The following is a 24924-nucleotide window of genomic DNA, read 5'->3' as shown; positions in this document are numbered from 1 at the left end:
ATGGTACTGCAGGGGGGACCCTGTGGGAGAGTAGGACGCCGCCGAACAATCATTGAGAAAGGCCCACACCTTATGGTGTGGGCCTTTCTGCGTTTAGGGTCGTTCTATGAGTGATACGGACGCGGAGAAATACGCGGTTCGCTTCATACGCGCGGAGGAGTGGCCCGCGGTGAAGGAGCTGCGGCTTGCCTCATTGCAGGACCCCATGGCGCACGTCGCCTTTCTGGAGACGTATGAGCAGGCCGTCAGCCGACCGGATTCCTTCTGGCAGGAGCGTGCTGCCGGCGGTGCCGACGGGTCGGTCGGGGTGCGGCAGATCATCGCCGAGGGGGTGGGCGGGACATGGGTCGGGTCCGTCACCGTACTGATCGAGGAAGCCGGGTCCACGGACTGGGCCGGGCTGCCCGTGGAACGCCGACAGGGCCACCTCGTCGGGGTGTACGTGCGGCCCGAGGAGCGTGGCCGTGGGGTGACCGAGCGGCTTTTCGACGCTGCCGTGGAGTGGGCCTGGAGCCGTGACGTGGAACGGGTTCGGCTGATCGTCCATGAGGAGAATCCGCGCGCTCAGGCGTTCTACCGCAAGATGGGGTTCGTGCCGAGCGGGCGGACCGTGCCGGTGGCCGGGCACGGCGGGCAGTCCGAGCTGGAGTTCGTGCTCGAACGTCCGTGAGGCGACGCCCAGGGCACGCTAAGGGCTGTCCCGTAATCCCCGGCGGGCGCACGGCGCCGGCTACGGCACCTCGCCGCGTTGTCGGAACGCCCGCATACATCCAGTATGCGGACGCCCCTCCGCCTTGCGATGCTCCCCCACTGCCTGAACGGCGTGGGAGGTGCCCCCGGCATCCGACGCCGTGCGCTGATCCACCGCGGATTACGGGACAGCCCTTAGATCGGCAGTTCGGCGTGGGGCCAGCGGGCGCGGGCCTGTTCGCGGGAGCGGAGGAGCGCCAGCGTCGGCAGGCCCCGCTCCTCGCCGGTGGCCAGGAGATGGGGCAGTTGGGGTAGCGGGGCCACCGCGGCCACGTCGTCGAGAACGAGGGTGAGTGGTGGGTCGAGGCGGCCGGAGGATGACCGTTCGGCCACGCGCCGGCCGCGCTCGACCACGCTTGAGGCGAGGGCCGTCAACAGCGGCATGGCGGAAGGGTTCGCCTTCGGGTCCTCGATGGGGTCGCCGACCACATAAAGTGTTCCCCCCTCGTGGACGAAGGAATCCAGGACGAGGGAGTCCGCTCGGTTCGGGGTGCACGACTCCCGGACGTTGACCGTGGAGAGTGCGGAGAGTGCTCGGGCCGTCAAGGCCTGGGCGATGTCCCGGCGTTCGGGGTGGGACGTGAGGGCTGATTCCAGTTCGCCCGCGGAGCCCGCTGCCGCCTTCGGGTTCGTGCGGAGGATGCGTACGGCTTCCTGGACGTTGGTGCCCTGAGCCCAGCGGTGGAGGTGGCGGATGGTGCGCGAGTCTATGGCCGCGGCATGCAGATAACTGCGCAGGAGGGTCTCCGCCGCGTCTGCCACCGCCTGGTCGATCTTGGCCGTGGGGCGGATCGGGGCGAGGAGGGCCTTGGCGCGGGCCGCCGCCGTGGGCTTGTCCTCGCAGCCGGAGAGGGGGGACCAGTGGAGGCGGGCCGGGGTGTCGCAGCGGTGAGCGGGATCGTAGAGGAGGACCGGTCCCAGCTTCGCTCGGGCGTCCTTCGTGTCCGACCAGAGGGTGGCGTCGGAGGTGACGACCAGCGCCGGGCCCTCGGCGTCCAGTACGGCCTGGGTGGCGGCGGGGCGGCGGGTCTCGGCTCCGCCGAGGACGACGGAGGGGGTGGGTCGGCGGCCCACCGGGCTGGCGCCGGCCCGGAAGGGGCCCGCCGCCGAGACCCCTTCACCAGCGGGCGCGGGGTGGGCCACTGGCGCGACGGGGGCGGTTGCTGGTGAAGGGCCCGTCTCGTAGGCGATGTCCGTCCCGGCGGTCACGGTCTCCCTTTCCGTGCCCCGGCCGGCGGTCGTCGTGAGGGGGACCGGCGGTGAGCCGGCGTCGGCCGCGGCAGCGGTGCCGCCGTTCCTCGGGTCCGGGACCTGGGGCGATGGCACGGGGTTCTGCGGTGGCAGAGGAGCCGTCTGGGCCTTCGCCTGGGATCGTGCCGTCTTCTCTCTGAGGCGGACGGCTCGCCAGCGGGCCAGGGTGCCGGTGATGAAGATCGTGAGCACGATCAGGATCATCAGCTGGCCGATGAGGAGGCCCCAGAAGAGGCCGTAGCCCGAGAGCTGGGCGGCGGGGGTGTCGGGCCAGGCGTTGGGGAGGTCCTGGGGGGCGGAGATCAGGCTGCGTACGGCCAGCGGGGTACGGGTGAAGGTGACGCGGTCGGGCCAGGCGCCGTGGGCGAACAGGCCGGCCAGGCCGGTAGCGGACCAGACGAGCAGGGTGGTGCCGACCAGGAAACCGAGGAGGGCGATCAGCAGCCCGTCAGGGACGCCGCCTCCGCTCTGCCGCGGCTGTCGGTGTCGGTCGTCTGGTCTCATCGCACGCCGCCGTTCACGCCGTCTCCTCCTGCGCCGTTCACGCCCGTTCCCTCGCCGGTACCGGCTCGCTCGTCCGCCCGTACCGGCTCGTCCCTCGCTCGCTCAGGCCACCGTGGACTCGGAGGAGCCGTATCCGTCGATGTCGCTCAGATGCTCGACGAACGCGGCGGCCCGTTCCTCCGCCTCCAGTTCGGCGGCGCGTAGGGCGTCGTCGTCCTGGAGGTGGTCGTCGGAGGACTCGGTCATGGCGCGGTCGGTGAAGACGAGGGGGCGTTCGGTCTCGGTGATCAGGTGTTTGACGACCTGTACGTTGCCGTTGACGTCCCAGACCGCGATGCCCGGGGTGAGGGTGGGGATGATCTCCACCGCCCAGCGGGGGAGGCCCAGGACACGGCCCGTGGCCCGGGCCTCGTCCGCCTTCTGGGCGTAGATCGTCCTGGTCGACGCCATCTTGAGGATGGCGGCCGCCTCCTTGGCCGCCGCTCCGTCGATGACGTCGGACAGGTGGTGGACGACCGCGACGAACGACAGACCGAGACGTCGGCCGAACTTCAGCAGGCGCTGGAAGAGCTGGGCCACGAACGGGCTGTTGATGATGTGCCAGGCCTCCTCGACCAGGAAGATGCGCTTCTTCCGGTCGGGACGGATCCAGGTGTGCTCCAGCCAGACGCCGACGATCGCCATCAGGATGGGCATGGCGATGGAGTTGCGGTCGATGTGCGACAGGTCGAAGACGATGAGGGGAGCGTCGAGGTCGATGCCCACCGTCGTCGGGCCGTCGAACATGCCCCGGAGGTCACCGTCGACCAGGCGGTCCAGGACCAGAGCCACGTCCAGGCCCCACGCCCGCACGTCGTCTATGGCGACGTTCATCGCCTCCGCGGACTCCGGCTCGGGATGGCGGAGCTGCTCGACGATGTCGGTGAGGACCGGCTGGCGTTCGACGATGGTCTCGTTGACGTAGGCGTGCGCGACCTTCAGGGCGAAGCCGGAACGTTCGTCCAGGCCGTGGCCCATCGCCACCTCGATGATCGTCCGGAGCAGTGCGAGCTGGCCCGTGGTCGTGATCGACGGGTCGAGGGGGTTGAGGCGGATCCCGTGGTCGAGGGCGGCCGTCGGGTCCAGGCGGATGGGAGTTATCCCCAGCTCCTGCGCGATGAGGTTCCACTCGCCGACGCCGTCCTCGCCCTGGGCGTCGAGGACGACCACCTGGCGGTCGCGGAAGCGGAGCTGGCGCAGGACGTACGTCTTCTCCAGGGCCGACTTGCCGTTGCCGGACTCGCCGAGGACGAGCCAGTGGGGGGCGGGGAGCTGTTGGCCGTAGAGCTGGAACGGGTCGTAGATGTAGCCCTTGCCGGAGTAGACCTCGCGGCCGATGATCACGCCCGAGTCGCCGAGGCCGGGGGCGGCGGTCGGGAGGTAGACCGCCTGGGCCTGGCCGGTGGACGTGCGCACGGGCAGACGGGTCGTCTCGACCTTGCCGAAGAGGAAGGATGTGAAGGCGTCGGTGAGGACGGACAGCGGGTCCCGCATCAGTGACGTACCTCCTGTTCCGGTCCTGGCCCGGGTGGTGACCCCTGCTGGTCCGAATGATCCCGCATCGCGGTGGCCCTACCTTCGGATTCCGGTGGCGAACGGGAGGGTGTTGACGAAGGCGCGGTGGTGCTCGCGGTCGCACCACTCCAGCTTCAGGTACGACTTTCCGGCGGAGGCCCTTATGGTCCGCTTGTCGCGGGCGAGGGCTTCGGGGGAGCGGGACGAGACGGTGATGTAGCCGACCAGGTTGACGCCGGCGGCACCGCTGGCCAGGTCCTCGCCGCGCTGGTCGAGGCGGGAGTGGGAGGCCACGTCACGCGGGTCGACGGTGCGGTTCATCTTGGCGGCGCGGGAGGCCTCCGCCTCGTCGTTGGTCTTCTCCGTCAGCATGCGCTCGATGGCGACCTCGGTCGGCTCCAGGTCCATGGTGACGGCGACCGTGCGGATGACGTCGGGGGTGTGGACCAGGAGGGGCGCGAGGAAGTTCACGCCGACCGGGGTCATCGGCCACTCCTTCACCCAGGCGGTGGCGTGGCACCAGGGGGCACGGGTGGAGGACTCGCGGGTCTTGGCCTGGAGGAGGTCCGGTTCCGTCGCATCCAGTTCGGCCGGCCAGGCGTTGCGCTTGGTCATGGCCTGGATGTGGTCGATCGGGTGGTCCGGGTCGTACATGGAGTGGATGAGGGAGGCGAGGCGGCCCTGGCCGAGGGGCTGCCGGACACGGATGTCGGCCTCCTGGAGGCGCGAACAGATGTCCGTCAGCTCACGGGCCATGACGACGGCGAGGCCGGCGTCCCTGTCCAGCTTCCGGCCCTGGGGGCGGGCGGCGCGGGCCATGGCGTGCGCCTCGGCGGCCAGTTCGCGGGTGTAGTGCATACAGGCGACCAGGTACGCGCGGTGCTGCTCGCTGCTCGTGGACACCATGGACTGCAGCTGATCGTACGACTGCCGCAGCCAGCCGGGGGAGCGGTCGTCGCCGCGCTGGGCGACGTCCTTGGCGTGGGCGTCCGGGTCGGCGGGCAGGGTGCGGGCGAGCATCTGGAGCCGGGTGACGAAGCCGTCGCCGTTGGCCACGTGCTTGAGGAGGGTGCCGAAGCGGTCGACGAGGGCTTCCTGGTCCTCGGAGTCGCGCAGGCCGACGCCGGGGCCCTCGATCTCGATGGCGGCGGTGACGGTTCTGCGGTCCGCGTGGAGCAGGACGGCGATCTCGTCCGGGCCGAACGGGGCGGCCAGCCAGGTGATGCGGCCGATGCCCGGCGGGGGGCCGACCTCGACCTCACGGCCGTCGAGGCTGGTACCGGCCTCCATGGCGGCCGATCGGTAGGTGGCGCCGCGGCGGACCGTCCGCTTGTAACTGCGGTTGATCTCGAACCACTTGTAGAACGTGCGCCGCTTGTACGGCACGTAGACCGCGGCGAGCGCCAGCAGCGGGAAGCCCGTCAGCAGGGCGATGCGCGGGACGAGCACCGGGACGAGGAGACCGCACATCATGCCGAGGAACGCGCCCGCGATGATGAGCGCGATCTCGCCGGACTCGCGGTTCCGGCCGATGATCGCGTTCGGCCGGGCGCGGCCGATCAGATATGTACGGCGGGGCGTGACCGGATGGGACAGATGGGACTCGGTCGTCAACGCCCTTCACCTCCCGTGCGGTTGCTGTTGCGGGTATTACTGGCGTGGGGGGTGTTGGTGGGGCTCGTGCGGGGCGGGGGCGCGGAGGGTACGGATCCGCCGCCGGCCGCGGTGCGTGAGCTGTGGGCGGCCACGCCGCCGGACACGGGGTTGGCGGGCCGGGGGCCGCTGCCGCCTCCGCCGCCGTTGTTGTCGGCCCTGGTGCTGTGGGTCTTGATGCCCTGGGCGACGAGGGTGGCGGGGGAGCTGATGACGGCGGCGGCCTTGTTCTCGGCGCCGCTCATGAGGCGGTTGTTGCGGGAGCCCGCGATCTCGTCGCCGAAGCCGGGGACGAAACGGTAGATCATCGCCGAGGCGAAGATGGCCAGGAGGATGATCGCGAGGCCGGAGACGACGGCGGAGAAGGCGTCGGGGCCGTCGTCGGAGGAGAGGGCGCCGGCGAGGCCGAGGACGATCACGATCACGGGCTTGATGAGGATGACGGCGATCATGATGCCGGCCCAGCGGCGGACGTGGCCCCACAGGTTCTTGTCGACCAGGCCGGCGTAGACGACGGTGCCGAGGAGGGCGCCGACGTAGAGCAGGGCGGCCCGGATGACGAGTTCCAGCCAGAGGACGCCGGCGGCGAGGATGGAGACGAGGGAGACGACGATGAGCATGATGGGCCCGCCGCCGATGTCCTCGCCCTTCTTGAGGGCGCCGGAGAAGTTGCCGAAGAAGGTGTCGGTCTGGTCGCCGGTGGCCTTGGCGAGGACCTCGGTCACGCCGTCGGTCGCCGAGACGATCGTGTAGAGGATCAGGGGGGTGAACGCGGAGGCCAGGACGGTCAGCCAGAGGAAGCCGACGGCTTCCGAGAGGGCGGTGGTGAGGGGGACGCCGCGTACGGCTCGCTTGGCGACCGCGAGCAGCCACAGGATGAGGGTGAGGATGGTGGACGCCGCGAACACGACCGCGTACTGCTGCAGGAACTTCGGGTTCGTGAAGTCGACGTTCGCCGTCTCGTTCACGGCCGCGGAGAGCTTGTCGATGGTCCAGGAGGCGGCGTCGGCGCAGCCCTTGGCCAGGGAGGAGAGGGGGTCGAGGGTGGAGGTGATCTTGTCGGGGACGGTGCTGGTGTCGCCCTTGTCACCGGATTCTCGTTCGCAGTAGTCCTTGGCGGGGCCGGAGATCAGAGAGCAGGGGTCATTGCTGGATGAGGGGGAGGGCGAAGGGTCCGGTGCGGCGAAGGCGCGGGTCGCCAGAAGGAAGGCGCTGACCTGAATCGCGGCTACAGAACTGGTGAGCGTGAGTGCGCGACGCGGGCTACCGGGCATACGTGAACCCTCCGAACTCCTCGACCGCCTTGCCGATCTCGTCGGCTCCGGAGACCGGATCGTCTGCGTTGACGGGGGTTGGGCCGGTTTTCTGGCTGGTCTCCACGACCTTCCAGTCGCCATCTGCCCACTTCAGCTTCAGGGTCACGGTGAACCAGCCGTTGGTCACCGGGTTGGTGGTGTTCTCCCCCGTGAGCCCGAACAGGCTGTTGCACCAGACCTCGACTGTGGCGGCGTCGGAGTTGTACGACGTGGCCTTGGCCCCCACTGGCAGCGTGCGGTTGACGAAGGTGCTGCCCGTGGGAGCGCTGCCGTCTTCATTGAGACCGAGCGTCTTCAGGAAATCGGCGGAGTAGTCGTCGTCGAATCCGGTCCGGAGGCGCTCCAGTGCGTTCGGGGCGGCGATGGTTTCGACGATCTGGTGCCGCTTGGCGGCGTTGAACATACCGTCTGAGCCCAGCGCGGCGGTGTAGTTGGTCGCCGCGCTCTGCGCCCCCTGCTCGCTCTGGGCGTACCCAGTGGGGATCCCTGCTGTCTTTGACTTCACCGGCCGCTCGCCGGACGCCGCCGTGGGCGCCGTCTCCGCCTTGTCGCCGCCCGATGTTGTGTCCGTCGTGTCGTCGTCTCCGCGGTTCGCGAAGGCGATGGCGGCGATGAGGAGGACGATGACGCCGACGATGGTGACGAGGCTTCTGGAGGAGGAGCGGGCCCGGCGGGGGGCGCCGCCGTACGGGTCGCCGCCGCGGTCGGGGAGCCGGGTGCGGGTCTGGCCGGTGCCGGCGTACCCCCCGTATGCCCCGTCGTCGGCGCCGCGCGAGGATTCGCCGTAGCCGTGGTCGTCGCCGAGACTCATGCCGCGTTCGCCCCTTCAACTTCGACGCCGTACGTGGACGCGTACGAAAACGCGTGGCCATACGACGGTAGCCGCGCTGGTTCCCGCGCGGGCGCGGTGTGGTGACTCGACATCAGGGAGACGCAACCTCAGCCGGTGGGCACGACGGACGGGTGGGGTAGTGGGGAACCGGGGAACGGGGCGTGCCCGGCCGGGGACGTGGCCGGCCCGCGGCGCTACACGGCCATGCCGTACACGATGGTGAAGAGCGTGCCCAGTGAGCCGATGATGAAGACGCCGGTGAGACCGGCGATGATGAGCCCCTTGCCCTGTTCGGCGCTGAACGTGTCGCGCAGGGCGGTCGCGCCGATGCGCTGTTTGGCCGCGCCCCAGATGGCGATGCCGAGGCAGAGGAGGATGGCGACCGCCATCACGACCTCGATCATCACGCGTGCCTCGTTGCCCAGGCTGCCGAAAGGCCCCCAGTCCGGGGCGATTCCGCCGATGATGGTGGTGATGTCGCCCTTGTCGGCCGCAATGAACATGTAAGTCACCGCCCCCTAGTGGGTAGTTCCGCTGGCTCTGCAACGCGTCCATGGTGGTGTCCGCGCTGCACCTCTGGCGCGGATGCGCAGAGGTCGGGCCCATTCTCGCTGACAATGACGCTGTCGTATGTCGACTTGGCGTCATTGATTGGCGGGTTTCGTACGTATCCCTTGCTTCCGGCCTGCGTGGGACCCTAACGGGGACCCGGGACGGTACACGAAGGGTCGTATAGTCACTCTGTGTATCATGGCAGGTTACGCCGGGCAACGAGGTTAAATCGGAACCTGTGGTGTGGTTCGGTCGTTAATCCCCTTTTCCGGATGGTCGGCCGGTGGGGGCCGGCGGTGGTGAAGCGGCCGGTCCGGTCCCGCTTCTGACGGGGTGTCGGTCCGGTGTGCGCCGGTTTCGAGTGTGCCTGATGTGGACGTAAGGCTTACGTCTGGGGCGGGTGATGTTCCCGGTTGACCGGTGATGCGACCGGGTGGTCGGGAGTTGTCCCTGGCTGGCGGCCTTTGGCCAGAAGTGCATGGGATCGCCATCGTCAATTTGGTACAAATGATCGACTGGATGCCTGTGTCACTCCGTCTGGGGGTGTGTCAGGCGCAGCGCGGGCAACGGAAGTTGGATGCGGGGCGTACGTCCAGTTGAGGGAACGTATCTGCGAGGGCGTCCACGGGGGTAGGCGTGAGCGAGGAGAGGCCTGTCGTCTCTGCCGAGATACCGGAGTTCACGGGGAATCTCGAGCAGCTGGAGAAGGACGCCGCGGACATCGCGTCCGACGGGAAATCGATCGGTGCCGCCGGGGAGCTGATCGACACTCGGTTCCACCTACTGGAGCCGTTCTACAAGGCGCCCGAGGCGGACCAGCTCTTCGCGACGACGGCGCCGGTCGCGTCGGCCGGCGACGACCTGCGGACCGAGCTGGGCACGGTCTCCCAGGCACTGCTCGACTACGCGGCCGCGGTGCGGCCGCTGGTCGACAGGCTCAACGGCCTCCGGGCGGAGGCGGCTGCCTTCGAGCGGAGCGTCGCGGACGACGACGACTGGGTCGCGGACGGCGACCTCATCGACGAGAACACGGCCCGCCGCGACGCCGTGAACGCGGCCTGGAGCGCGTTCCAGGCGGCCGAACGGGACTGCTACAACAAGATCGTCGCCCTGGTCGGCGGAGAGCCGCTGATCGTCAACGACGGCTCCGACAAAGAGAACATGTACGGCTACCGCGGCGAGGACCTGAACAACGCCGGCGGACTGCCCTGGGGCGACCCCGTCGAGGAGTCCAACCCCTGGTACTACATCCACGAACACGTCTGGGACTTCGCGGTCGGCTTCGTCGTGGACGGCGTGTGGGGCACCATCAAGGGCCTCGGCACACTGGTCGGCTTCAACGGCTGGGACGCGGCCGGGCAGGCCTGGACGGGCCTGGGCAAGCTCCTGACCGGCATCGCCATCACCGCGACCCCGCTCGGTGCCGCCTACTGGCTGACCCCGGCGGACAAGCTCCCCTCCTGGCTGCGTGACTCCCGCACGGCCGTCGTCGAGACCGGCAAGGCACTCATCGCCTACGACGAGTGGGGCAAGAATCCCGCACGCGCGGCCGGCGCGGTCACCTTCAACGTCGTCACCACCATCTTCACGGGCGGCGCGGGCGGCGCGGTCTCCGGCGCCGGCAAGGCCGGAGCCATCGCCAGGGCCATCTCCTTCGCCGGCAAGGCCGGACGCATCGTCGACCCGATGACGTACATCACCAAGGGCGTCGGCGCGACCGCCGTGAAGATCAGCGACGTCATGGCCGGCCTGCGCGGCATCACGAACGGCACCCACATCCGCCTCGGCGAAGGCACCTACCGCATCGCCGACACCCCGAACCTGACGGACGAACTCCCCGCCGGCCTGACCCCCGAGAACAGCGTCCGCATGGAAACCCCCCAGGGCGAGGTCGTCTACCTCGACACCAAGACCCTGGTCATGCACAACGCCGACGGCACCGTCCGCGAATCCCTCGACGGCATCAAGCACGAGGCGACGGCCGAGCAGCGGGCCGCGGACGCCGCGCGGCAGGAACAGGGTGCCGGGGCATCGCGTGAGCCGGAGCTCGTGGGGGCCGGAGCGCGGGGCGGTGAGACCGCGGTCGGGGGCGGGGCGCGGGTGGGGGACACCGCGGCCGCCAGTGGTCGTGGCGGCGACGGCGCGGCGGTGGGCGGCCGTGGCGGCGACGGCGCACCGCCAGGGGGCCGTGGCAGCGACGGCCCCGGTGTGGGCGGTCGCGGGAGCGACGGGCTGGGTGACGTCGGGCGGGCCGGTGACGACGCGGTCGGTGATGCGGGGCGTACCGGGGACGACGGGGTCGGCGGGGTCGGGGACGAGGCCGGTGACGCGGTGGACGGTGGTGCCGGGGCCGCGGACGAGGGGGCGACGCCGCGTGAGCGTACGCCCGAGGAGCAGAAGCAGATCATCGAGGAGCAGATCAGGAAGGCGAACGATCCTGATCAGACCTGGTTCGAGAAGTTCTACCGCTCCGACGGTCACCGCAAGAGCATCAAGACGCTCGACGAGAACGGGGACGAGCTGCCGATCCTGGCCAAGGACTCGGACGGCCGTTGGATCGCCAAGGACTCCCTGCCGCCCAAGCCGGGCGCGAAGAGCACGCTCGACCCGGGGACGTTCGACCGCGGGTCGGTGCGCTCGGACCAGATCGGTCACCTCGATGAGGCCGCGATGGACCGGAAGGTGTCCAAGGACCTCACCAACGCCGAGCGGGCGTACCGGGAGAACCCCACTCCCGAGAACCTGACGAAGCTGAACAAGGCACAGGGCGCGTTCGACGCGCAGTTGCCGGGCCGTGCCAACAACAGTTCGATCGCCGAGGCGCTCGGTGAACAGGCGGCCATGCGGCATGTCATTCCGCAGAGGTTCCCGGACGCCCAGTGGATCGACCTGCCGAAGACGCCGAACGGCGCGAACATGTTCGACCAGCTGTACCGGCTCGACGACGGCACGCTCGTGATCGCGGAGGCGAAGGCGCCCCAGGCGAAACCCATGTGGCGCAAGGGAGCCGGTGAGGCCGACGGCTGGATGGTCCAGCAGGGCACGCGGCCGTACATCGAGACGATCATCGCCGAGATGCGGAAGAACCGGAACCTCATCGCGAGGGACAGCGCGGGCAACCCCGTGTTGGACAGCGCGGGGCGGCCGGTGACGAACGGAACCATCGCCCAGCAGATATTCGATGCCCTGGATGATGGACAGCTGAAGTACGTCATGGTCAAGGCCGCGGAGAACCCTGGCACCTACGCTGGTGCGAAGCTCGAGCACTTCGAGATCTACTAAGAGGAGAGAGTCAGTGGTCACGCGGATTCCCCGCCATGAAAGCCCCCCGAGCATGGCCGCCGACCTCGATGTGGCAGCGGGCGTGGCGTCGTTGGCGGCCGGCGTCGACTCGATCTTCGAGCGCATCGAGCGGTCGGACATGGCCCGGAGGCATGCGTTGGACGCGACGCTGACCTTCGCCAAGGCGCGGTGTGAGGTGGATCCGGACGCGGAGGAGTTCGAGACCTGGGAGGCCTGGGTCACCGCGATGCAGCTGGGGCACGCGCGGTTCGCCCTGGCCGCCGTGCCCGAGGGCAGCACCCTGACGTGCCGGATCAGGGAGAAGGAGTGGAACCTTCCGACCACCGGCCCCCAGCCCTATGTGAACGCCCACCACTGGGTCAACGCCTTCTACCTGGCGCTGATCTGCCGAGAGAACGAGCGGCTGGGCGATCTGGCCCGGGTGCCGGTGGCCCTGCTGAGGGAATCGGGAGCGACGTTCGACGAGTACATCTACTCCTGGGTGGAGACCCTGCAGCGCTTCTGGCTCGGTCAGGACGGCGTGGGCGACCACCTGGTCGCGGCGGTGGACGGCACCGGACCGGACTCGGCGCGCTGGGCCGACCAGGACTACATGTCCTCGATTCTGTATCCGCCGATCATCCTGTTCTACCGCTACCTGCGTGAGGACCACGAGCAGTTCAACGAGGCGCTGGTCGACGCGCTCCGCTGGCACAAGGAGTACTGGAGCGCGTCCGACGACCGGGCCATCGACAGTGACGGCCTCGTTGCCTTCGGTCCGCTGGCCATCGCGTGCCTCGCGCGTGACAAGGGCTTTCCCATCGAGGTCGAGTCGGAGTACCTGCCGAAGGCACTGCTGACCTTCGCGTGGCGGGGCGAGATCGACACCTGACCCCACGGGGCCGAACGGTGCCGATCCCGAAGCCGGCGTGATCCGGAGGGGGCCCAGGCGGGCCTCAGAAGGGCCGGGCCGCTCTCAGGAGGCGGGGCGGGAGGTAGGGGGAGGTGACGGGGGTGGTCCAGCCTCGGCGGTGGGCGTGGCAGGTCAGGGCCAGGATGTCGAGGTTGAGGGCGGCGTCGGCGGTGTCGGCGCGGTCGGCCACCCGGTGGTGGTCGCGGTGGGCCTCCAGGGCGTCCAGCAGGGCCAGGCCGAAGCTTTCCTCGTCGCCCTCGACGAGCTGGGAGAAGAGGACCGCGGGCGGCGGGAAGAAGCCCCAGCCCTTGGCCTTCTCGTGGTCGTGCAGGGCCCGCTCCGTCACGGGCTCGGGGTCCTCGCCCCGGAGGTAGGTGAGCAGGGCCTCGCGGTACGAGGCGAAGGCGGAGTCGTCCTGCGCGAGGCGGGCGGGTCCGGCGAGGACGAGTGGGGCCAGGTGCTCGCGAACGCCGGTGATCAGGGCCAGGTCGACGGCGGTGTGCCAGGCGCCCGGTCCGGCCTGGTCCCCGTGGTACGCCGGGTAGACGAGGCGGCGGCCGTCGATCGTCACCTCGACGTCCGTGCCGGGGGCGGCGAGCGTGGTGCGGAAGAGGGCGGCGCCCATCTCGGCTGCGAGACGCAGGTGGGCGAGCTGTTCGTCGGTGACGTCGGCGGAGTGCGAGGCACGGGCCTTGAAGAGGGTCTCCTGGTAGCCGATGGCCCACGCCAGTTTCGCCGGCGACAGGGATTTGCCGTCCACCGGCGTGAAGGCCTCCCGGGTGTACTGCTCGTAGTCGGCCTCGGCGGCCGGGTGGATCGGCTGCGGGTTCCCCGGGCGTTCGACCACCACCGGGCCGGCGGCCAGTTCGGCGACCGCGTCCCGGCGTCGGTCGCGGCCGAACCCCTTCACCCGAGGGCCCGGTGCCGCGAAGCCGGTGACCAGCGCGTACGGCAGGTAGTCGGTGTCGAGGGGCGGCGGCCAGCCCTCCCTGCGGTGGGCCAGGGCCGTCAGGGCGAGGGGGAGGAGGGGCAGCAGGGTGGCGGGGCTGGTCACCGGGCCGGAGAGGGAGCTGTAGGGGCGGAGCAGTTCCGTCAGATGGGCACGGAAGGCGGGCTGGTCGCCGCTGGTCAGGGCGCGCAGGGCGTGCAGGGCCGTGGTGTGGGGGTGCCGCAGGAGGGTCTGGGCGCCGCCGGTCATGTCGTTCAGCGAGTGGACGCGAGCGTACGCGGCGTCGAGCGCGGCGAGGACGTCCGCCCTGGTCGGCGGGTGACCGGCGGCGTCGTTCCCGGTGTCGCCGATGACGTAGGCCGTGAAGCCGTTGATCAGTTCGACCGAGGGGAGGCCCGTGCCGCCCTCCTGGGCGGCCTCGCGGGCGAAGTGGAAGGCCTCGCCGTGCCATTCGGCCTTGTCGGAGAGGACGGCCAGGCAGAAGGAGTCGAGCCAGCGGTGCGGGGTGGCCGGGGCCGGTGGGTCGAGGTGGCCCGGCTCGGGCTCGTAGTCCCTGCCGAAGTTCACGTAGTTGAGGAACACCTGGAACCGGTTGTGCGGGTGGTACACGGTGTACGCGACCGCGCCGGCCGCCGCCTCGGTGGCGTCGTCGAGGACCGCCTTGGCCTCCGGGAGACGGAGGTCGGGGGTCTGGACGGAGAGGGCGGCCAGGTACTCCACGAGCCGGTCCGAGATCCACCACCACTCGTGGGCCGTCATGGCGCCGGCCCTCGACATCGACCAGACCTCTGCGACGATCCGGTTGTGGAAGTCCTCGCGAACCGCGGATATCGCCGCCGCGTCGACCTGGTGGCGTTCTCTGCGCACTGCTGTCCCGCTCCCCATGGAAGTGATCTTGGTCGCCAGCCTAGGCCGTACCGTCGCGCTTGAGGGAGGCTCGGCCGGTGGGGCGAGGGCCGGAGGCAGGCCCGAGGGAGCGGTTTCGGCCACCGGGAGGGGGCCGGGGGTGCAGGGGGTTACGACGGCGGAAGGAGTGCGGGTGGAGGCGGACGAACGCGGTGACCTACGGGCGTTCCTTGCCGGGGTGCGGGTCGGCGAGGTGCTCGGCGGGGTCGTCGCCGAGGTGACGTCCCGCGGGGTGTCCGTGCTGCTGGACGGGTTTTCGTCGCGGCCGGTGGGGGCGGTCGGCGCGCTGGACCTCACCTGGGGGCCGCGGGCGGAGGCGGACCTGGCGGTGGGACGGCGGGTCACGGGTGAGGTGATCGGCGTCGATCCGGGCCGGGGTGAGGTGCTGATGTCGACGGCGGCCACCCGACACCCGCGGCTCTGGCGGTTTCTGAGGAGACTTCAGCCCGGACAGGTGCTGACCGGCGCCGTCGCCTCGATCGAGAGCTTCGGCGTGTTCGTGGCGCTGGACGACGGGCCGGCGCATCCGATCCATCCCGGAGTCGGGTTCATCACCTTTCCCGAGCTCTCCTGGCGGTACTTCGAGGCCCCCTCGGACGTCGTACGGGTCGGGGAGCGGGTGTCCGGCACGTTCCTGTGGTTCGACACCACCAACGGCGAGGCGAGGCTGTCCCTGCGGGCGCTGCTGCCGGACCCGTTCCAGGAGTTCGCCGACGGGGCCGCGGTGGGGCAGGTCCTGCGGGGGCGGGTCACCAGGCAGGTTCCGTTCGGTGTGTTCGTCGAGGTCGCCGACGGGGTCCAGGGGCTCGTGCGGCTGAGCGGGCCCACGGCGGAGCCCCCGGCGACCGCCGGGGGCGGCGTGGCGGCGGGGGACGAGGTGACGGTGGCCGTCGTGGAGGTCGACCGGGAGCGACGGACGCTGCTCCTGTCCTGGGCGGGGGCGCCGGGCGAACCGGGTGCCCCGGCCGGTCCCGGAGGTGCGCCTACTCGGCGGTGACGATGCGTTCGACCGCGGCAGTCACCAGATGCTCCCGCTCGGTCTCCGAGAAGACGTCGGGGAGGGTGAGCTGTTCCACGATCAGCCAGTTCAGGGTGAGCATGAGGAGTTTGACGGCCATGGCGTCGCCGGGAAGGCCGGACGCCTCGTGGTAGGCGACGTTGGCGTCGACGTCGGCGCGGACGCGTGCGGTGAGGACCTTGCGGAGCTCGGGACGGCGGGTCGCCTCCAGGCGGAGTTCGAGCAGTGCGAGGTAGCCGGTGCGGAAGGAGGCGACGCGGCCGACGAGTTCGCGCATCAGCTCCGCATACGTCTCCCGGTCGCGGCCGGCGGCCCGCTGGCGGGCGATGGTGGCCTCGTCGGGCTGGAGCCGCTCGTAGACGCGGGCGCCGGCCTGGGTGAGGAGGTCGTCGCGGTTGGCGAAGTAGTTGGACGCCGTGCCGCCCGGGACGGCGGCCTCGGTGTCCACCGCGCGGAAGGTGAGACCGCGTGCGCCGTCCCTGGCCAGGACCTCGATCGCCGCGTCGACGAGGGCGGCGCGACGCTGGTCGTTCCGTCTCACCATGCACACCACTCCAGATGCAGTACTACGTACGAGGCACTTCAAGCAGAGTACTGCGCCGGGCCGGGGCGGCCGGATCGCGGGACGACCGGAGACCTACTGATCCGCCGGCCCCGCCGTCGGCTCGAACCCCTCGACCCCTGCCACGAAATGGTCGAACTCCCCTGCCTGGACGCCCAGGACGAAGGCGTCCCACTTGCGGCGGTTGGTGGTGACGACGACGTCGGGGGCGCTGGTCTCGCGGATGTAGACGGGGGCCTCCGGGTCGTCCTCGCCGTCGCCCTCGCCGAAGGCCAGCTCGAACCAGGGGCCGGGGCCCGTGGCACCCTCGGGGGCCGCACGGATCCAGTCGAGGTCCGGTGGGATGTCGGACATGGGGGGTTCTCCTTGTGGACGAAGGGGACGGAGTGCCATGAGTGATCATTCCTAAGAAGGGGGGCCGCCTCTACACTTACCGTCGGCGGACTCGCGTGCGGTGAGGGGCGGTTGACGGTGCGTAAGGCATGGATCGTGGTGATCTCCGCTGTCAGCGCCGGACTCGGTTTCGTCATGTTGCTGGTCGTCGGTGTCTACATGGTCGCCGGGAACCTCGCGGGCGGGGTCGGCGGAAGGGCCGTCGGGCTGGCCAAGGGAGCCGTGCCGGCGGCGTACCAGTCACTGGTGCAGAAGTGGGGCACTCTGTGCGACGCCATCAACCCGGCGTTGCTGGCCGCCCAGCTGTACCAGGAGAGCGGGTTCAACCCGAAGGCACAGAGCCCCGCCGCCGCCCAGGGCATCGCGCAGTTCATCCCGGGGACGTGGGCGACGCACGGGCTGGACGGTGACGGGGACGGCGACCGTGACGTCTGGGACCCGAATGACGCGATTCCATCGGCCGCCTCGTACGACTGCAAGCTCGCCTCGTACGTGAAGGACGTACCCGGTGATCCGACCGCGAACATGCTCGCTTCCTACAACGCGGGCGCGTACGCCGTCATCAAGTACGGGGGCGTCCCGCCCTACAGGGAGACCCAGAACTACGTCAAGACGATCACGACGCTGTCGGAGAGCTTCGCCGCGCCCACGACCCGCGTCGACCCGAGCGAGCAGGCGGCGGGAGCCATCGCCTACGCCCAGAAGAAGCTCGGCACGCTCTATCTCTGGGGCGGAAACGGCACCGCTGACCAGGGTGGACGCTTCGACTGCTCGGGGCTGACGAAGGCGGCGTACGCGAGCGTCGGGATCACGCTGCCCCGGGTCGCGAACGATCAGTACAACGCCGGCCCGCACCCGTCGCGCGGCGAACTGCTGCCGGGCGATCTCGTCTTCTTCTCCGACGACCTCACCAACTCCCGGGCCATTCGGCACGTCGGGATCTATGTGGGGGGCGGATATATGATCAACGCCCCGCGGCCGGGCGCGGTCATCCGGTTCGACCCGATTGACACCCCCGACTACTTCGGGGCCACGCGGGTCACCGAAGATGGCGCGAAAGCGTTGCCCAAGCGGGTCTGACGAGGCCGTAGTTCTCCGTGAACCCCTGCCCTGAGCTGCGGCGACGCGTCTCTCTTCGATAACGTCTGAGTGATCATTCAGTGGAGGGTGGAACGCATTCGGGAGAAGTGTGCGTTCCTATTTGACGTAGCGCGTTGACGCCTACGTACACCACGGGGGTGGCAACAGCGCGGCGCACGTACGGGTGCGGTCGCGGGAACGATGACGAAAGGGCCGCAGCACGATGGCTGGACTCGCCGCGCATGCCGCACTTGCCGCTGATTCCGGATCGAATCCCGACGTCGAGCTGCTCTACGACATCAATGGCCTGGCCAAGCAAGCGCCGACCTGGCTCGACCGGGTCATGGAGTTCGTCGGCGAGTACGGCCTGCTGTTCGCCATGGTGCTGCTGATCCTGTGGTGCTGGTGGGGTGTGCGCAAGCGCGGCGGCGAGGACGCGGCCTCGTCCGTGGCCGCGCTGGTGTGGGCACCGCTGGCCGCCGGCATCGCCGTACTGATCAACGTTCCGATACGCGGGTTCGTCGAGCGGCCCCGGCCCTTCCTCGACCATGAGGGGCTGGAGGTCCTCGTCTCCGGCAAGACCGACTACTCCTTCGTGAGCGATCACGCGACCCTGATCATGGCGATGGGGGTCGGCCTGTTCGTCGCGAACCGCAAGTTCGGGGTGGTCGGTCTCGTCGTCGCGCTCCTCGGCGGCTTCATCCGCGTGTACATGGGCGTGCACTACCCGACCGACGTGGTCGGCGGCTTCGCGCTCGGCACCGCCGTCGCGCTGCTGCTCTCGCCGCTCGCCATGGCGCTGCTCACGCCCGTGATGAAGGCGATCGAGCGGTCGCCCCGCGTGGGGTGGCTCGTCCGGGCGCGCGGGCGGGACGGACAGCGCGCGGTGATCCCGGGCGCGCGGGTCGAGACGTCCTCGACGGAGGAGCGGGACCTGGCGGCGTAGCGCCGCCCGCCGGACGCGGCGTGACGACGGCCCCCTCACCGAGTGCCGGTGAGGGGGCCGTCGTCATGTCCGGGGTCCCGCGGCGGCTCGGGCGCCTCGCGCGGGCCGCCGCGGGGCGCTACAGCGCCTGCGGGAAGCTGAAGAAGCGGTTCGGGTCGTACTTCTTCTTCAGGGTGGTCAGCCGGGCGGACGCGTCGCCGTAGTACGCCTTCCTCCAGTCGGTGAGGGTGGGGTCGGTGTAGTTCTGGTAGGCGGCGCCCGAGGCGTGGCGGGACATCGACTTGTGGGCGGTGTTCAGCCAGGACTGTGCGGCCGTGCCGGAGGTGCCGGGCTTCCAGGAGGCGATGTACTGGGCCAGCATCCGCGAGCGGCGGTGGACGAAGGCCGTCGCGGTCGGTGAGACGCGGTTCACCTGACCGCCGAGTGCGGTGAGGGCGATGCTGCCGGCACCGCCCTTCACACCGGTGATCTGGGTCAGCAGGGTCTGGATGCCCGCCGAGGAGATCGAACGGTCGAAGAAGTCCGAGCGGGCGGCGTACGTCTCACGGCCCAGGGCGCCCTTGGGCGAGCGGCCGGGGGTCGTGCCGGGCAGATGGCACTGGGCGTCGTCGGCGAAGGACGAACAGCCGGCGTAGCCCTCCATGGCGGCCTCGTACGTACGGCGCTTGAGGGAGACGCTGCGGGCCGGGGCGCCCACCCGGTCGGCGAGCCGGTCCACGGCGTTCTGGAGCTCGCCGTAGGTGCCGAGGGAGAAGGCGGCGACGGAGACCCTCGGGGTGCCGCCGGCGGCGTTCGAGATGTGGCAGGACGACCAGATCTCGTCGGGCTGGGTGGGGCCCCACTCCTGCCAGGCCTTCAGGACGGCGGCGGCCTTGGACCAGGGCCAGGTGAGGTACGCGGTGACGCCGGGCGGGGCCGCGTGCGTCGTGAAGCGGAGTTCGGTGACCACGCCGAAATTGCCGTTGCCGGCGCCCCGCAGGGCCCAGAAGAGGTCCTTGTTGGTGGTGGCGTTCGCGACCAGCTGCTTGCCGTCCGCCGTGATGAGGGTGGCCTGGGTGAGGCTGTCGCAGGTCAGGCCGTAGGCGCGGGACGTCACGCCGTGGCCGCCGCCGAGGGTGAGGCCGGAGACGCCGACGGTGGGGCAGGAACCGGCGGGGATGGTGACGCCCTTGGCGGCGAGCGCGCGATAGACGTCGATGAGCTTCGCGCCGGCGCCGATCACGGCCTCGCCGCCGGAGGCGCGGACCTTGCTGAGCTTGGAGACGTCGATGATCAGGCGGCCGTTGCCGGAGGACCAGCCGGCGTAGGAGTGACCGCCGTTGCGTATCGCCACCTTGAGGTCGTGGGCCCTGGCGTAGGCGAGAGTCGTGCGGATGTCGTCGGGGTGGGCGACATAGGCGACGGCGGTGGGCTTCAGGACGTCGAAGCGGGTGTTGTAGAGCTGGCGGGCCGTGGTCCAGGCCTTGTCGCCGGGGCGGATGAGGGGGCCGTCGAGGTCGCGGGCGAGGGCGGACCAGTTGGCCGCGGTGGGCTTTCCGCCCGCCCGCGTGGTCGTCGTGGTCGTCCGCAGGGAGGCGTTCGTGGCCGTGGCCGAGGCGTCGGAGCCGCCTTTGGAGGTGCAGGCCGAGGTGGTCAGTGCGGTGAGAGCGGCCGCACCGCCGCCGATGAACGTACGCCGTTCCATGTGCGCCTCCCGGTGCGCCGCGAGTTTGGGGTCGTGAGACGAGACGGGGGTTGGTGGGGGTCGGGTTCCCTCCGCCGAGGGCGCGGGTTCGTCGTGGTACCTCGCGCGGTTCCCCGGGCTCCTGGCCCGTGTTGCGGTGGACGTGTCCGGTATGCGTGCAGTTTCCTTTTCTTAAGGATTTCCTCGCCCCGGAAAACTGCATATGCGCTGGTCGCTCCCCCAGTGCAGGGTGGCCCTGCGGGTGGGTGCCCCGTCCAGGGGGGTGGCGGGCTCCGTAAGCATTCCGTTACCTCACCGCACTGTCGGCAGGGGTTCACTCGCCGTTCACTTCCGTCCATCGGCGGCTTCACCTGATCTGCCTAATTTCGGCCTTACCCGGTGCGGGGTGCGGGCCCATAGCGCGGCCCCGTCCCGTGACGACAGCAGCCTGAGGGGCGAGAGGTGCCCGCAAGAGCACCCCCGAGGCTGATACGACGACTTCGCACGCCGCCATGTGGACGGCGGCTCCTGGAAGGAACTCCCGAAAGTGAAGCTTCAGCGCAAGAACCGGCTGCGCGCCCTTTCTCTCGGTGCTGTCGCCGTCACCGGCGTCCTGACCCTGACGGCTTGTGGGTCGGACGACACGGGCGGCACCGCGGGCGACAGCACGGCGCCGGCCAACAGCAAGATCGACTGCGGCGACGCCAAGGGCCAGCTGCTGGCCGACGGCTCCTCCGCGCAGAAGAACGCCATCGACGCCTGGGTCAAGCAGTACACGGCCGCCTGCAAGAGCGTCCAGATCAACTACAAGGGCAGCGGTTCGGGCGCCGGTATCACCGCGTTCACCCAGGGCCAGGTCGCCTTCGCCGGCTCCGACTCCGCGCTGAAGCCGGAAGAGGTCACCGCCTCCAAGAAGGTCTGCACCGGCGGTCAGGGCATCGACCTGCCGATGGTCGGCGGCCCGATCGCGGTCGGCTACAACGTCCCGGGTGTCGACAACCTGGTCCTGGACGCCAAGACCCTCGCCCTGATCTTCGACAGCAAGATCACCAACTGGAACGACAAGGCCATCGCGGCGCTCAACCCCGACGCGAAGCTCCCCGACCTCAAGATCCAGCCGTACCACCGCTCGGACGAGTCCGGCACCACGGACAACTTCACCAAGTACCTGATCGCCGCCGCTCCCGACCAGTGGAAGTACGAGGGCGGCAAGGCCTGGCAGGCCAAGGGCGGCCAGTCCGCGCAGGGCTCCTCCGGTGTCGCCCAGGGCGTGAAGGAGACCAAGGGCGCGATCTCCTACATGGAGCTCTCGTACGCCAAGGACGGCATGAGCACGGTCGACATCAAGACCGGCGCCACCGAGCCGGTCAAGGCGACCGTCGAGAACGCCACCAAGGCCATCTCCGAGGCCAAGGTCGTGGGCACCGGCAAGGACCTCGCGCTGAAGCTCAACTACACGCCGACCGCCGAGGGCGCCTACCCGATCACCCTGGTCACCTACGAGATCGTCTGTGACAAGGGCAACAAGGCGGACACGCTGCCCGCCACCAAGTCCTTCCTCACCTACATCGCCTCCGAGGACGGTCAGGGCCTGCTCGCCGACGCCGGCTACGCCCCGATGCCCGAGGAGATCATCACCAAGGTCCGCAGCACCATCTCGGGCCTGAGCTGACCTGAGTGCGGCCCAGCCCCTACCGGGACTGGGCCGCACCGTCCGGTGCACCGCCGCCAGGAGTCGTTCCGCCACCGCGGAGGGCTCCGCCCCGAGTCGCCGTCCGCACGACGACGGCTCCGCAGACCGGAGAACCTGATGGACATATCGACTACCAAAGACGCTCCACTTCCCTCCACACCGCCGCCCCCCGCCGCGGAGGAGAAGCGTGCCGCCCGCGGCGCCACCCGTCCCGGCGACCGGATCTTCCTCGGCCTCTCCCGCGGCTCCGGCATCTTCCTGCTGGCGATCATGGCGGCCATCGCCGTGTTCCTCAGCTACCGCGCCGTGCTCGCGATCAGCAAGGACGAGGGCAACTTCTTCACCACCTTCGAGTGGAACCCCACCGGCAACCCGCCGGTCTTCGGCATCGCCGTGCTGGCCTTCGGCACCGTCGTGTCGTCGCTCATCGCCATGGCCATCGCGGTCCCGGTCGCCGTCGGAATCGCCCTGTTCATCACGCACTACGCCCCGCGCAAGCTGGGCGGCCCCATCGCGTACGTGGTCGACCTGCTCGCCGCCGTGCCGTCCATCGTGTACGGCCTGTGGGGCGCTCTCGTGCTCGTACCGCAGCTCGACGGCCTCTACGGCTGGCTGAACGACTACCTCGGCTGGACCGGCATCTTCGAATGGCAGGGCGGCGCCCCCCGTTCGATGCTCACCGTCGGCATCCTGCTCGCGATCATGATCCTGCCGATCATCACCAACGTGAGCCGCGAGGTCTTCCGCCAGGTCCCGCAGATGCACGAGGAGGCCGCGCTCGCCCTCGGCGCCACCCGCTGGGAGGTCATCCGCATGGCGGTCCTGCCCTTCGGGCGCTCCGGTGTCATCTCCGCCTCGATGCTCGGCCTCGGCCGCGCGCTCGGCGAGACGATGGCCGTCGCGATGGTCCTGTCCTCCAGCTTCGAGATCAACCTCAGCCTGCTCGACCCGGGCGGCGGCACCTTCGCCCAGAACATCGCCAGCAAGTTCAGCGAGGCCACCGAGATGGGCCGGGACGCGCTCATCGCCTCCGGTCTGGTCCTGTTCGTCATCACCCTGCTGGTCAACGGCGCGGCCCGCCTGATCATCGCCCGCCGCAAGGAGTTCTCGGGGGCCAACGCATGAGCAACGCAACTCTCTCCGACCGGCGCCCCAGCACCCTGCGTGCCGCGTCCCTGCCCAAGTGGTTCTCCTGGGCGGTCGCCGCCGCCTCGGTCGGCCTCGGCATCGGCATCTCCACCGCGCTGGGCCTGGAGAGCTCCATCCAGTGGGCCCTCATCGCGGGAGTCCTCTTCGTCGCCGGCACCTTCGGTATCGCCGCCCGCGTCGAGGGCAAGCGGCAGGCCAAGGACCGCGTCGCGACCAGCGTCGTCTGGGTCGCCTTCCTCCTCGCCGTCGTCCCGCTGGCCTCCCTCGTCTGGGAGACCGTCAGCCGCGGTGTGAAGGTCCTCGACACCTACTTCCTCACGCACTCGATGGGCGTGGTCGCCGACACCGAGCCCGGCGGCGGCATCTACCACGCCATCCTCGGCACCCTGGAGCAGGTCGGCCTCGCCACCCTGATCTCCGTGCCCATCGGTGTGCTGACCGCGATCTACCTGGTCGAGTACGGCCGCGGCAGGCTCGCCAAGGCCGTCACCTTCTTCGTCGACGTCATGACGGGTGTCCCGTCGATCGTCGCGGGCCTGTTCATCCTCAGTACCTGGATCCTGATCCTGGACATGGGCCCCTCCGGTTTCGCCGGCGCGATGGCGCTGACCATCCTGATGCTGCCGGTGGTCGTCCGCTCCACCGAGGAGATGCTCAAGCTCGTTCCGAACGAGCTGCGCGAGGCCTCGCTGGCGCTGGGCGTGCCGAAGTGGCGCACCATCCTCAAGGTGGTGCTGCCGACCGCGATCGGCGGTATCACGACAGGTGTGATGCTCGCGGTCGCCCGTATCGCCGGTGAGACCGCCCCGGTCCTGCTGCTGGTGTGGGGTTCGAACTTCATCAACACGAATCCCTTCTCCGATCCGCAGGCGTCGCTGCCGATGTACATCTATCTGCAGTACGCCAACAGCGGAGGCTCCGGAGCGGCGTACGACCGTGCCTGGGCGGCAGCCCTGACGCTCATCGCCTTCATCATGATCCTGAACCTGGCGGCCCGCGGCATCGCCCGCTGGAAGGCTCCCAAGACCGGTCGCTGACGCGGCCAAACAGCGACCAGTTCCCCCAGCGAATTCCCCGCGAATTCCTCGCGAAAGAAGCAGTGATCTCCATGGCCAAGCGAATCGACGTCAGCGGCCTCAACGCCTACTACGGCTCCTTCCGGGCCATCGAGGACATCTCGATGACCGTCGAGCCCCGCACCGTGACGGCCTTCATCGGCCCCTCCGGCTGCGGCAAGTCCACCTTCCTGCGCACCCTGAACCGGATGCACGAGGTCACGCCGGGTGGCCGCGTCGAAGGCAAGGTCATGCTCGACGACGAGGACCTGTACGGCGCGGGGGTCGACCCGGTGTCGGTGCGGCGTGAGGTCGGCATGGTCTTCCAGCGCCCGAACCCGTTCCCGACGATGTCGATCTACGACAACGTGGCGGCCGGCCTGAAGCTCGTCGGCAACAAGAAGAAGTCCGAGATGGACGATGTCGTCGAGAAGTCCCTCAAGGGCGCCAACCTCTGGAACGAGGTCAAGGACCGCCTGGGCAAGCCGGGCTCCGGCCTCTCCGGCGGTCAGCAGCAGCGCCTGTGCATCGCCCGGGCGATCGCGGTCGAGCCGAAGGTGCTGCTCATGGACGAGCCCTGCTCGGCCCTGGACCCGATCTCCACGCTCGCCATCGAGGACCTCATCGGTGAGCTGAAGGAACAGTTCACGATCGTCATCGTGACGCACAACATGCAGCAGGCGGCGCGTGTGTCGGACCGCACGGCGTTCTTCAACCTGGCGGCCGTCGGGCAGCCGGGCAAGCTGATCGAGGTCGACGACACCGAGCGGATCTTCTCCAACCCGTCGGTGCAGGCCACCGAGGACTACATCTCCGGCCGCTTCGGCTAGGCCGACACGTGGGCCGGAGCCGCCGTGCCGGTTCCGGCCCGCCCCCCAGGACCCCTCGTGGCGCTGCATGGCG

The 24924-nt window shown here is 69.8% G+C and carries 20 protein-coding genes; 10 read left to right on the top strand and 10 right to left on the bottom strand.

Going from position 1 to position 24924, the window contains the following annotated elements:
- Positions 1 to 106 precede the first annotated feature (106 nt).
- On the top strand, positions 107 to 670 hold the full coding sequence (locus ACZ43N_RS35520) for a GNAT family N-acetyltransferase (RefSeq protein WP_468103169.1): 564 nt from the start codon (positions 107 to 109) through the stop codon (positions 668 to 670).
- Between the two features lie 215 nt (positions 671 to 885).
- On the opposite strand, the gene ACZ43N_RS35515 is transcribed toward ACZ43N_RS35520, so the two are convergent.
- From ACZ43N_RS35515 to ACZ43N_RS35490, 6 genes are all read right to left on the bottom strand, one after another.
- The gene (locus ACZ43N_RS35515) at positions 886 to 2505 is read right to left on the bottom strand and encodes a type IV secretory system conjugative DNA transfer family protein (protein ID WP_468103168.1); all 1620 of its coding nucleotides are present in this window, start codon (positions 2503 to 2505) and stop codon (positions 886 to 888) included.
- A 102-nt stretch (positions 2506 to 2607) separates the two neighbouring features.
- Positions 2608 to 4038: an ATP-binding protein gene (locus ACZ43N_RS35510; protein WP_468103167.1), complete on the bottom strand. Its 1431-nt coding sequence runs from the start codon at positions 4036 to 4038 to the stop codon at positions 2608 to 2610.
- Positions 4039 to 4116: 78 nt separating this feature from the next.
- Complete coding sequence (locus ACZ43N_RS35505) at positions 4117 to 5673, bottom strand: SCO6880 family protein (protein WP_468103166.1); 1557 nt, start codon at positions 5671 to 5673, stop codon at positions 4117 to 4119.
- Positions 5670 to 6986, bottom strand: coding sequence for a hypothetical protein (locus ACZ43N_RS35500; RefSeq protein WP_468103165.1), 1317 nt, complete (start codon positions 6984 to 6986; stop codon positions 5670 to 5672). Before ACZ43N_RS35500 ends, ACZ43N_RS35505 begins: the two co-directional genes overlap by 4 nt.
- Positions 6976 to 7839, bottom strand: a complete 864-nt coding sequence (locus ACZ43N_RS35495) for a DUF8175 domain-containg protein (RefSeq protein ID WP_468103164.1) — start codon at positions 7837 to 7839, stop codon at positions 6976 to 6978. The genes ACZ43N_RS35500 and ACZ43N_RS35495 overlap by 11 nt, the downstream gene beginning before the upstream one ends.
- Before the next feature lie 215 nt (positions 7840 to 8054).
- Positions 8055 to 8363, bottom strand: coding sequence for a hypothetical protein (locus ACZ43N_RS35490; protein ID WP_055519934.1), 309 nt, complete (start codon positions 8361 to 8363; stop codon positions 8055 to 8057).
- Positions 8364 to 9048: 685 nt separating this feature from the next.
- On the opposite strand from ACZ43N_RS35490, the gene ACZ43N_RS35485 reads away from it, so the two are divergent.
- Both ACZ43N_RS35485 and ACZ43N_RS35480 read left to right on the top strand, forming a co-directional pair.
- A complete protein-coding gene (locus ACZ43N_RS35485) occupies positions 9049 to 11694 on the top strand; it encodes a hypothetical protein (protein ID WP_468103163.1) in 2646 nt (881 codons plus the stop codon).
- Positions 11695 to 11746: 52 nt separating this feature from the next.
- Positions 11747 to 12586, top strand: coding sequence for an immunity 49 family protein (locus ACZ43N_RS35480; RefSeq protein ID WP_468103162.1), 840 nt, complete (start codon positions 11747 to 11749; stop codon positions 12584 to 12586).
- A gap of 64 nt (positions 12587 to 12650) precedes the next feature.
- On the opposite strand, the gene ACZ43N_RS35475 is transcribed toward ACZ43N_RS35480, so the two are convergent.
- Positions 12651 to 14423, bottom strand: a complete 1773-nt coding sequence (locus ACZ43N_RS35475; RefSeq protein ID WP_468103161.1) for an immunity 49 family protein — start codon at positions 14421 to 14423, stop codon at positions 12651 to 12653.
- Between the two features lie 172 nt (positions 14424 to 14595).
- Here ACZ43N_RS35475 and ACZ43N_RS35470 point away from each other — a divergent pair, with 172 nt between their 5' ends.
- Positions 14596 to 15459: a S1 RNA-binding domain-containing protein gene (locus tag ACZ43N_RS35470; RefSeq protein WP_468103160.1), complete on the top strand. Its 864-nt coding sequence runs from the start codon at positions 14596 to 14598 to the stop codon at positions 15457 to 15459.
- Here the strand turns inward: ACZ43N_RS35470 and ACZ43N_RS35465 are convergent.
- Positions 15446 to 16024 carry a TetR/AcrR family transcriptional regulator gene (locus tag ACZ43N_RS35465; RefSeq protein ID WP_468103159.1) on the bottom strand — a complete coding sequence of 193 codons (579 nt, stop codon included), beginning with the start codon at positions 16022 to 16024 and terminating at the stop codon, positions 15446 to 15448. The genes ACZ43N_RS35470 and ACZ43N_RS35465 overlap by 14 nt on opposite strands.
- A gap of 93 nt (positions 16025 to 16117) precedes the next feature.
- Positions 16118 to 16396, bottom strand: coding sequence for a DUF397 domain-containing protein (locus tag ACZ43N_RS35460; RefSeq protein WP_468103158.1), 279 nt, complete (start codon positions 16394 to 16396; stop codon positions 16118 to 16120).
- 111 nt (positions 16397 to 16507) lie between these two features.
- Between ACZ43N_RS35460 and ACZ43N_RS35455 the strand changes: the two genes are divergently transcribed.
- Both ACZ43N_RS35455 and ACZ43N_RS35450 read left to right on the top strand, forming a co-directional pair.
- Positions 16508 to 17515, top strand: coding sequence for a C40 family peptidase (locus ACZ43N_RS35455; protein ID WP_468103157.1), 1008 nt, complete (start codon positions 16508 to 16510; stop codon positions 17513 to 17515).
- Between the two features lie 223 nt (positions 17516 to 17738).
- Positions 17739 to 18461 (top strand): phosphatase PAP2 family protein, encoded by a 723-nt coding sequence (locus tag ACZ43N_RS35450; protein WP_468103156.1) that lies wholly within the window; start codon positions 17739 to 17741, stop codon positions 18459 to 18461.
- Positions 18462 to 18579: 118 nt separating this feature from the next.
- Here the strand turns inward: ACZ43N_RS35450 and ACZ43N_RS35445 are convergent, their stop codons facing one another.
- Positions 18580 to 20145, bottom strand: a complete 1566-nt coding sequence (locus ACZ43N_RS35445; protein WP_468103155.1) for an FAD-binding oxidoreductase — start codon at positions 20143 to 20145, stop codon at positions 18580 to 18582.
- 526 nt (positions 20146 to 20671) lie between these two features.
- On the opposite strand from ACZ43N_RS35445, the gene pstS reads away from it, so the two are divergent.
- The 4 genes from pstS to pstB all read left to right on the top strand — a co-directional run bounded on the left by pstS (position 20672) and on the right by pstB (position 24851).
- Positions 20672 to 21796, top strand: coding sequence for a phosphate ABC transporter substrate-binding protein PstS (pstS, locus tag ACZ43N_RS35440; protein WP_468103154.1), 1125 nt, complete (start codon positions 20672 to 20674; stop codon positions 21794 to 21796).
- Between the two features lie 138 nt (positions 21797 to 21934).
- Complete coding sequence (gene pstC, locus ACZ43N_RS35435) at positions 21935 to 22942, top strand: phosphate ABC transporter permease subunit PstC (protein WP_468103153.1); 1008 nt, start codon at positions 21935 to 21937, stop codon at positions 22940 to 22942.
- Positions 22939 to 24003 (top strand): phosphate ABC transporter permease PstA, encoded by a 1065-nt coding sequence (gene pstA / locus ACZ43N_RS35430; RefSeq protein WP_468103152.1) that lies wholly within the window; start codon positions 22939 to 22941, stop codon positions 24001 to 24003. Before pstC ends, pstA begins: the two co-directional genes overlap by 4 nt.
- 71 nt (positions 24004 to 24074) lie before the next feature.
- Complete coding sequence (gene pstB / locus ACZ43N_RS35425) at positions 24075 to 24851, top strand: phosphate ABC transporter ATP-binding protein PstB (protein WP_468103151.1); 777 nt, start codon at positions 24075 to 24077, stop codon at positions 24849 to 24851.
- Positions 24852 to 24924 lie beyond the last annotated feature (73 nt).

Source organism: Streptomyces sp. NPDC030814, assembly GCF_055572155.1.
This window is presented reverse-complemented; position numbering and strand designations above follow the sequence as displayed.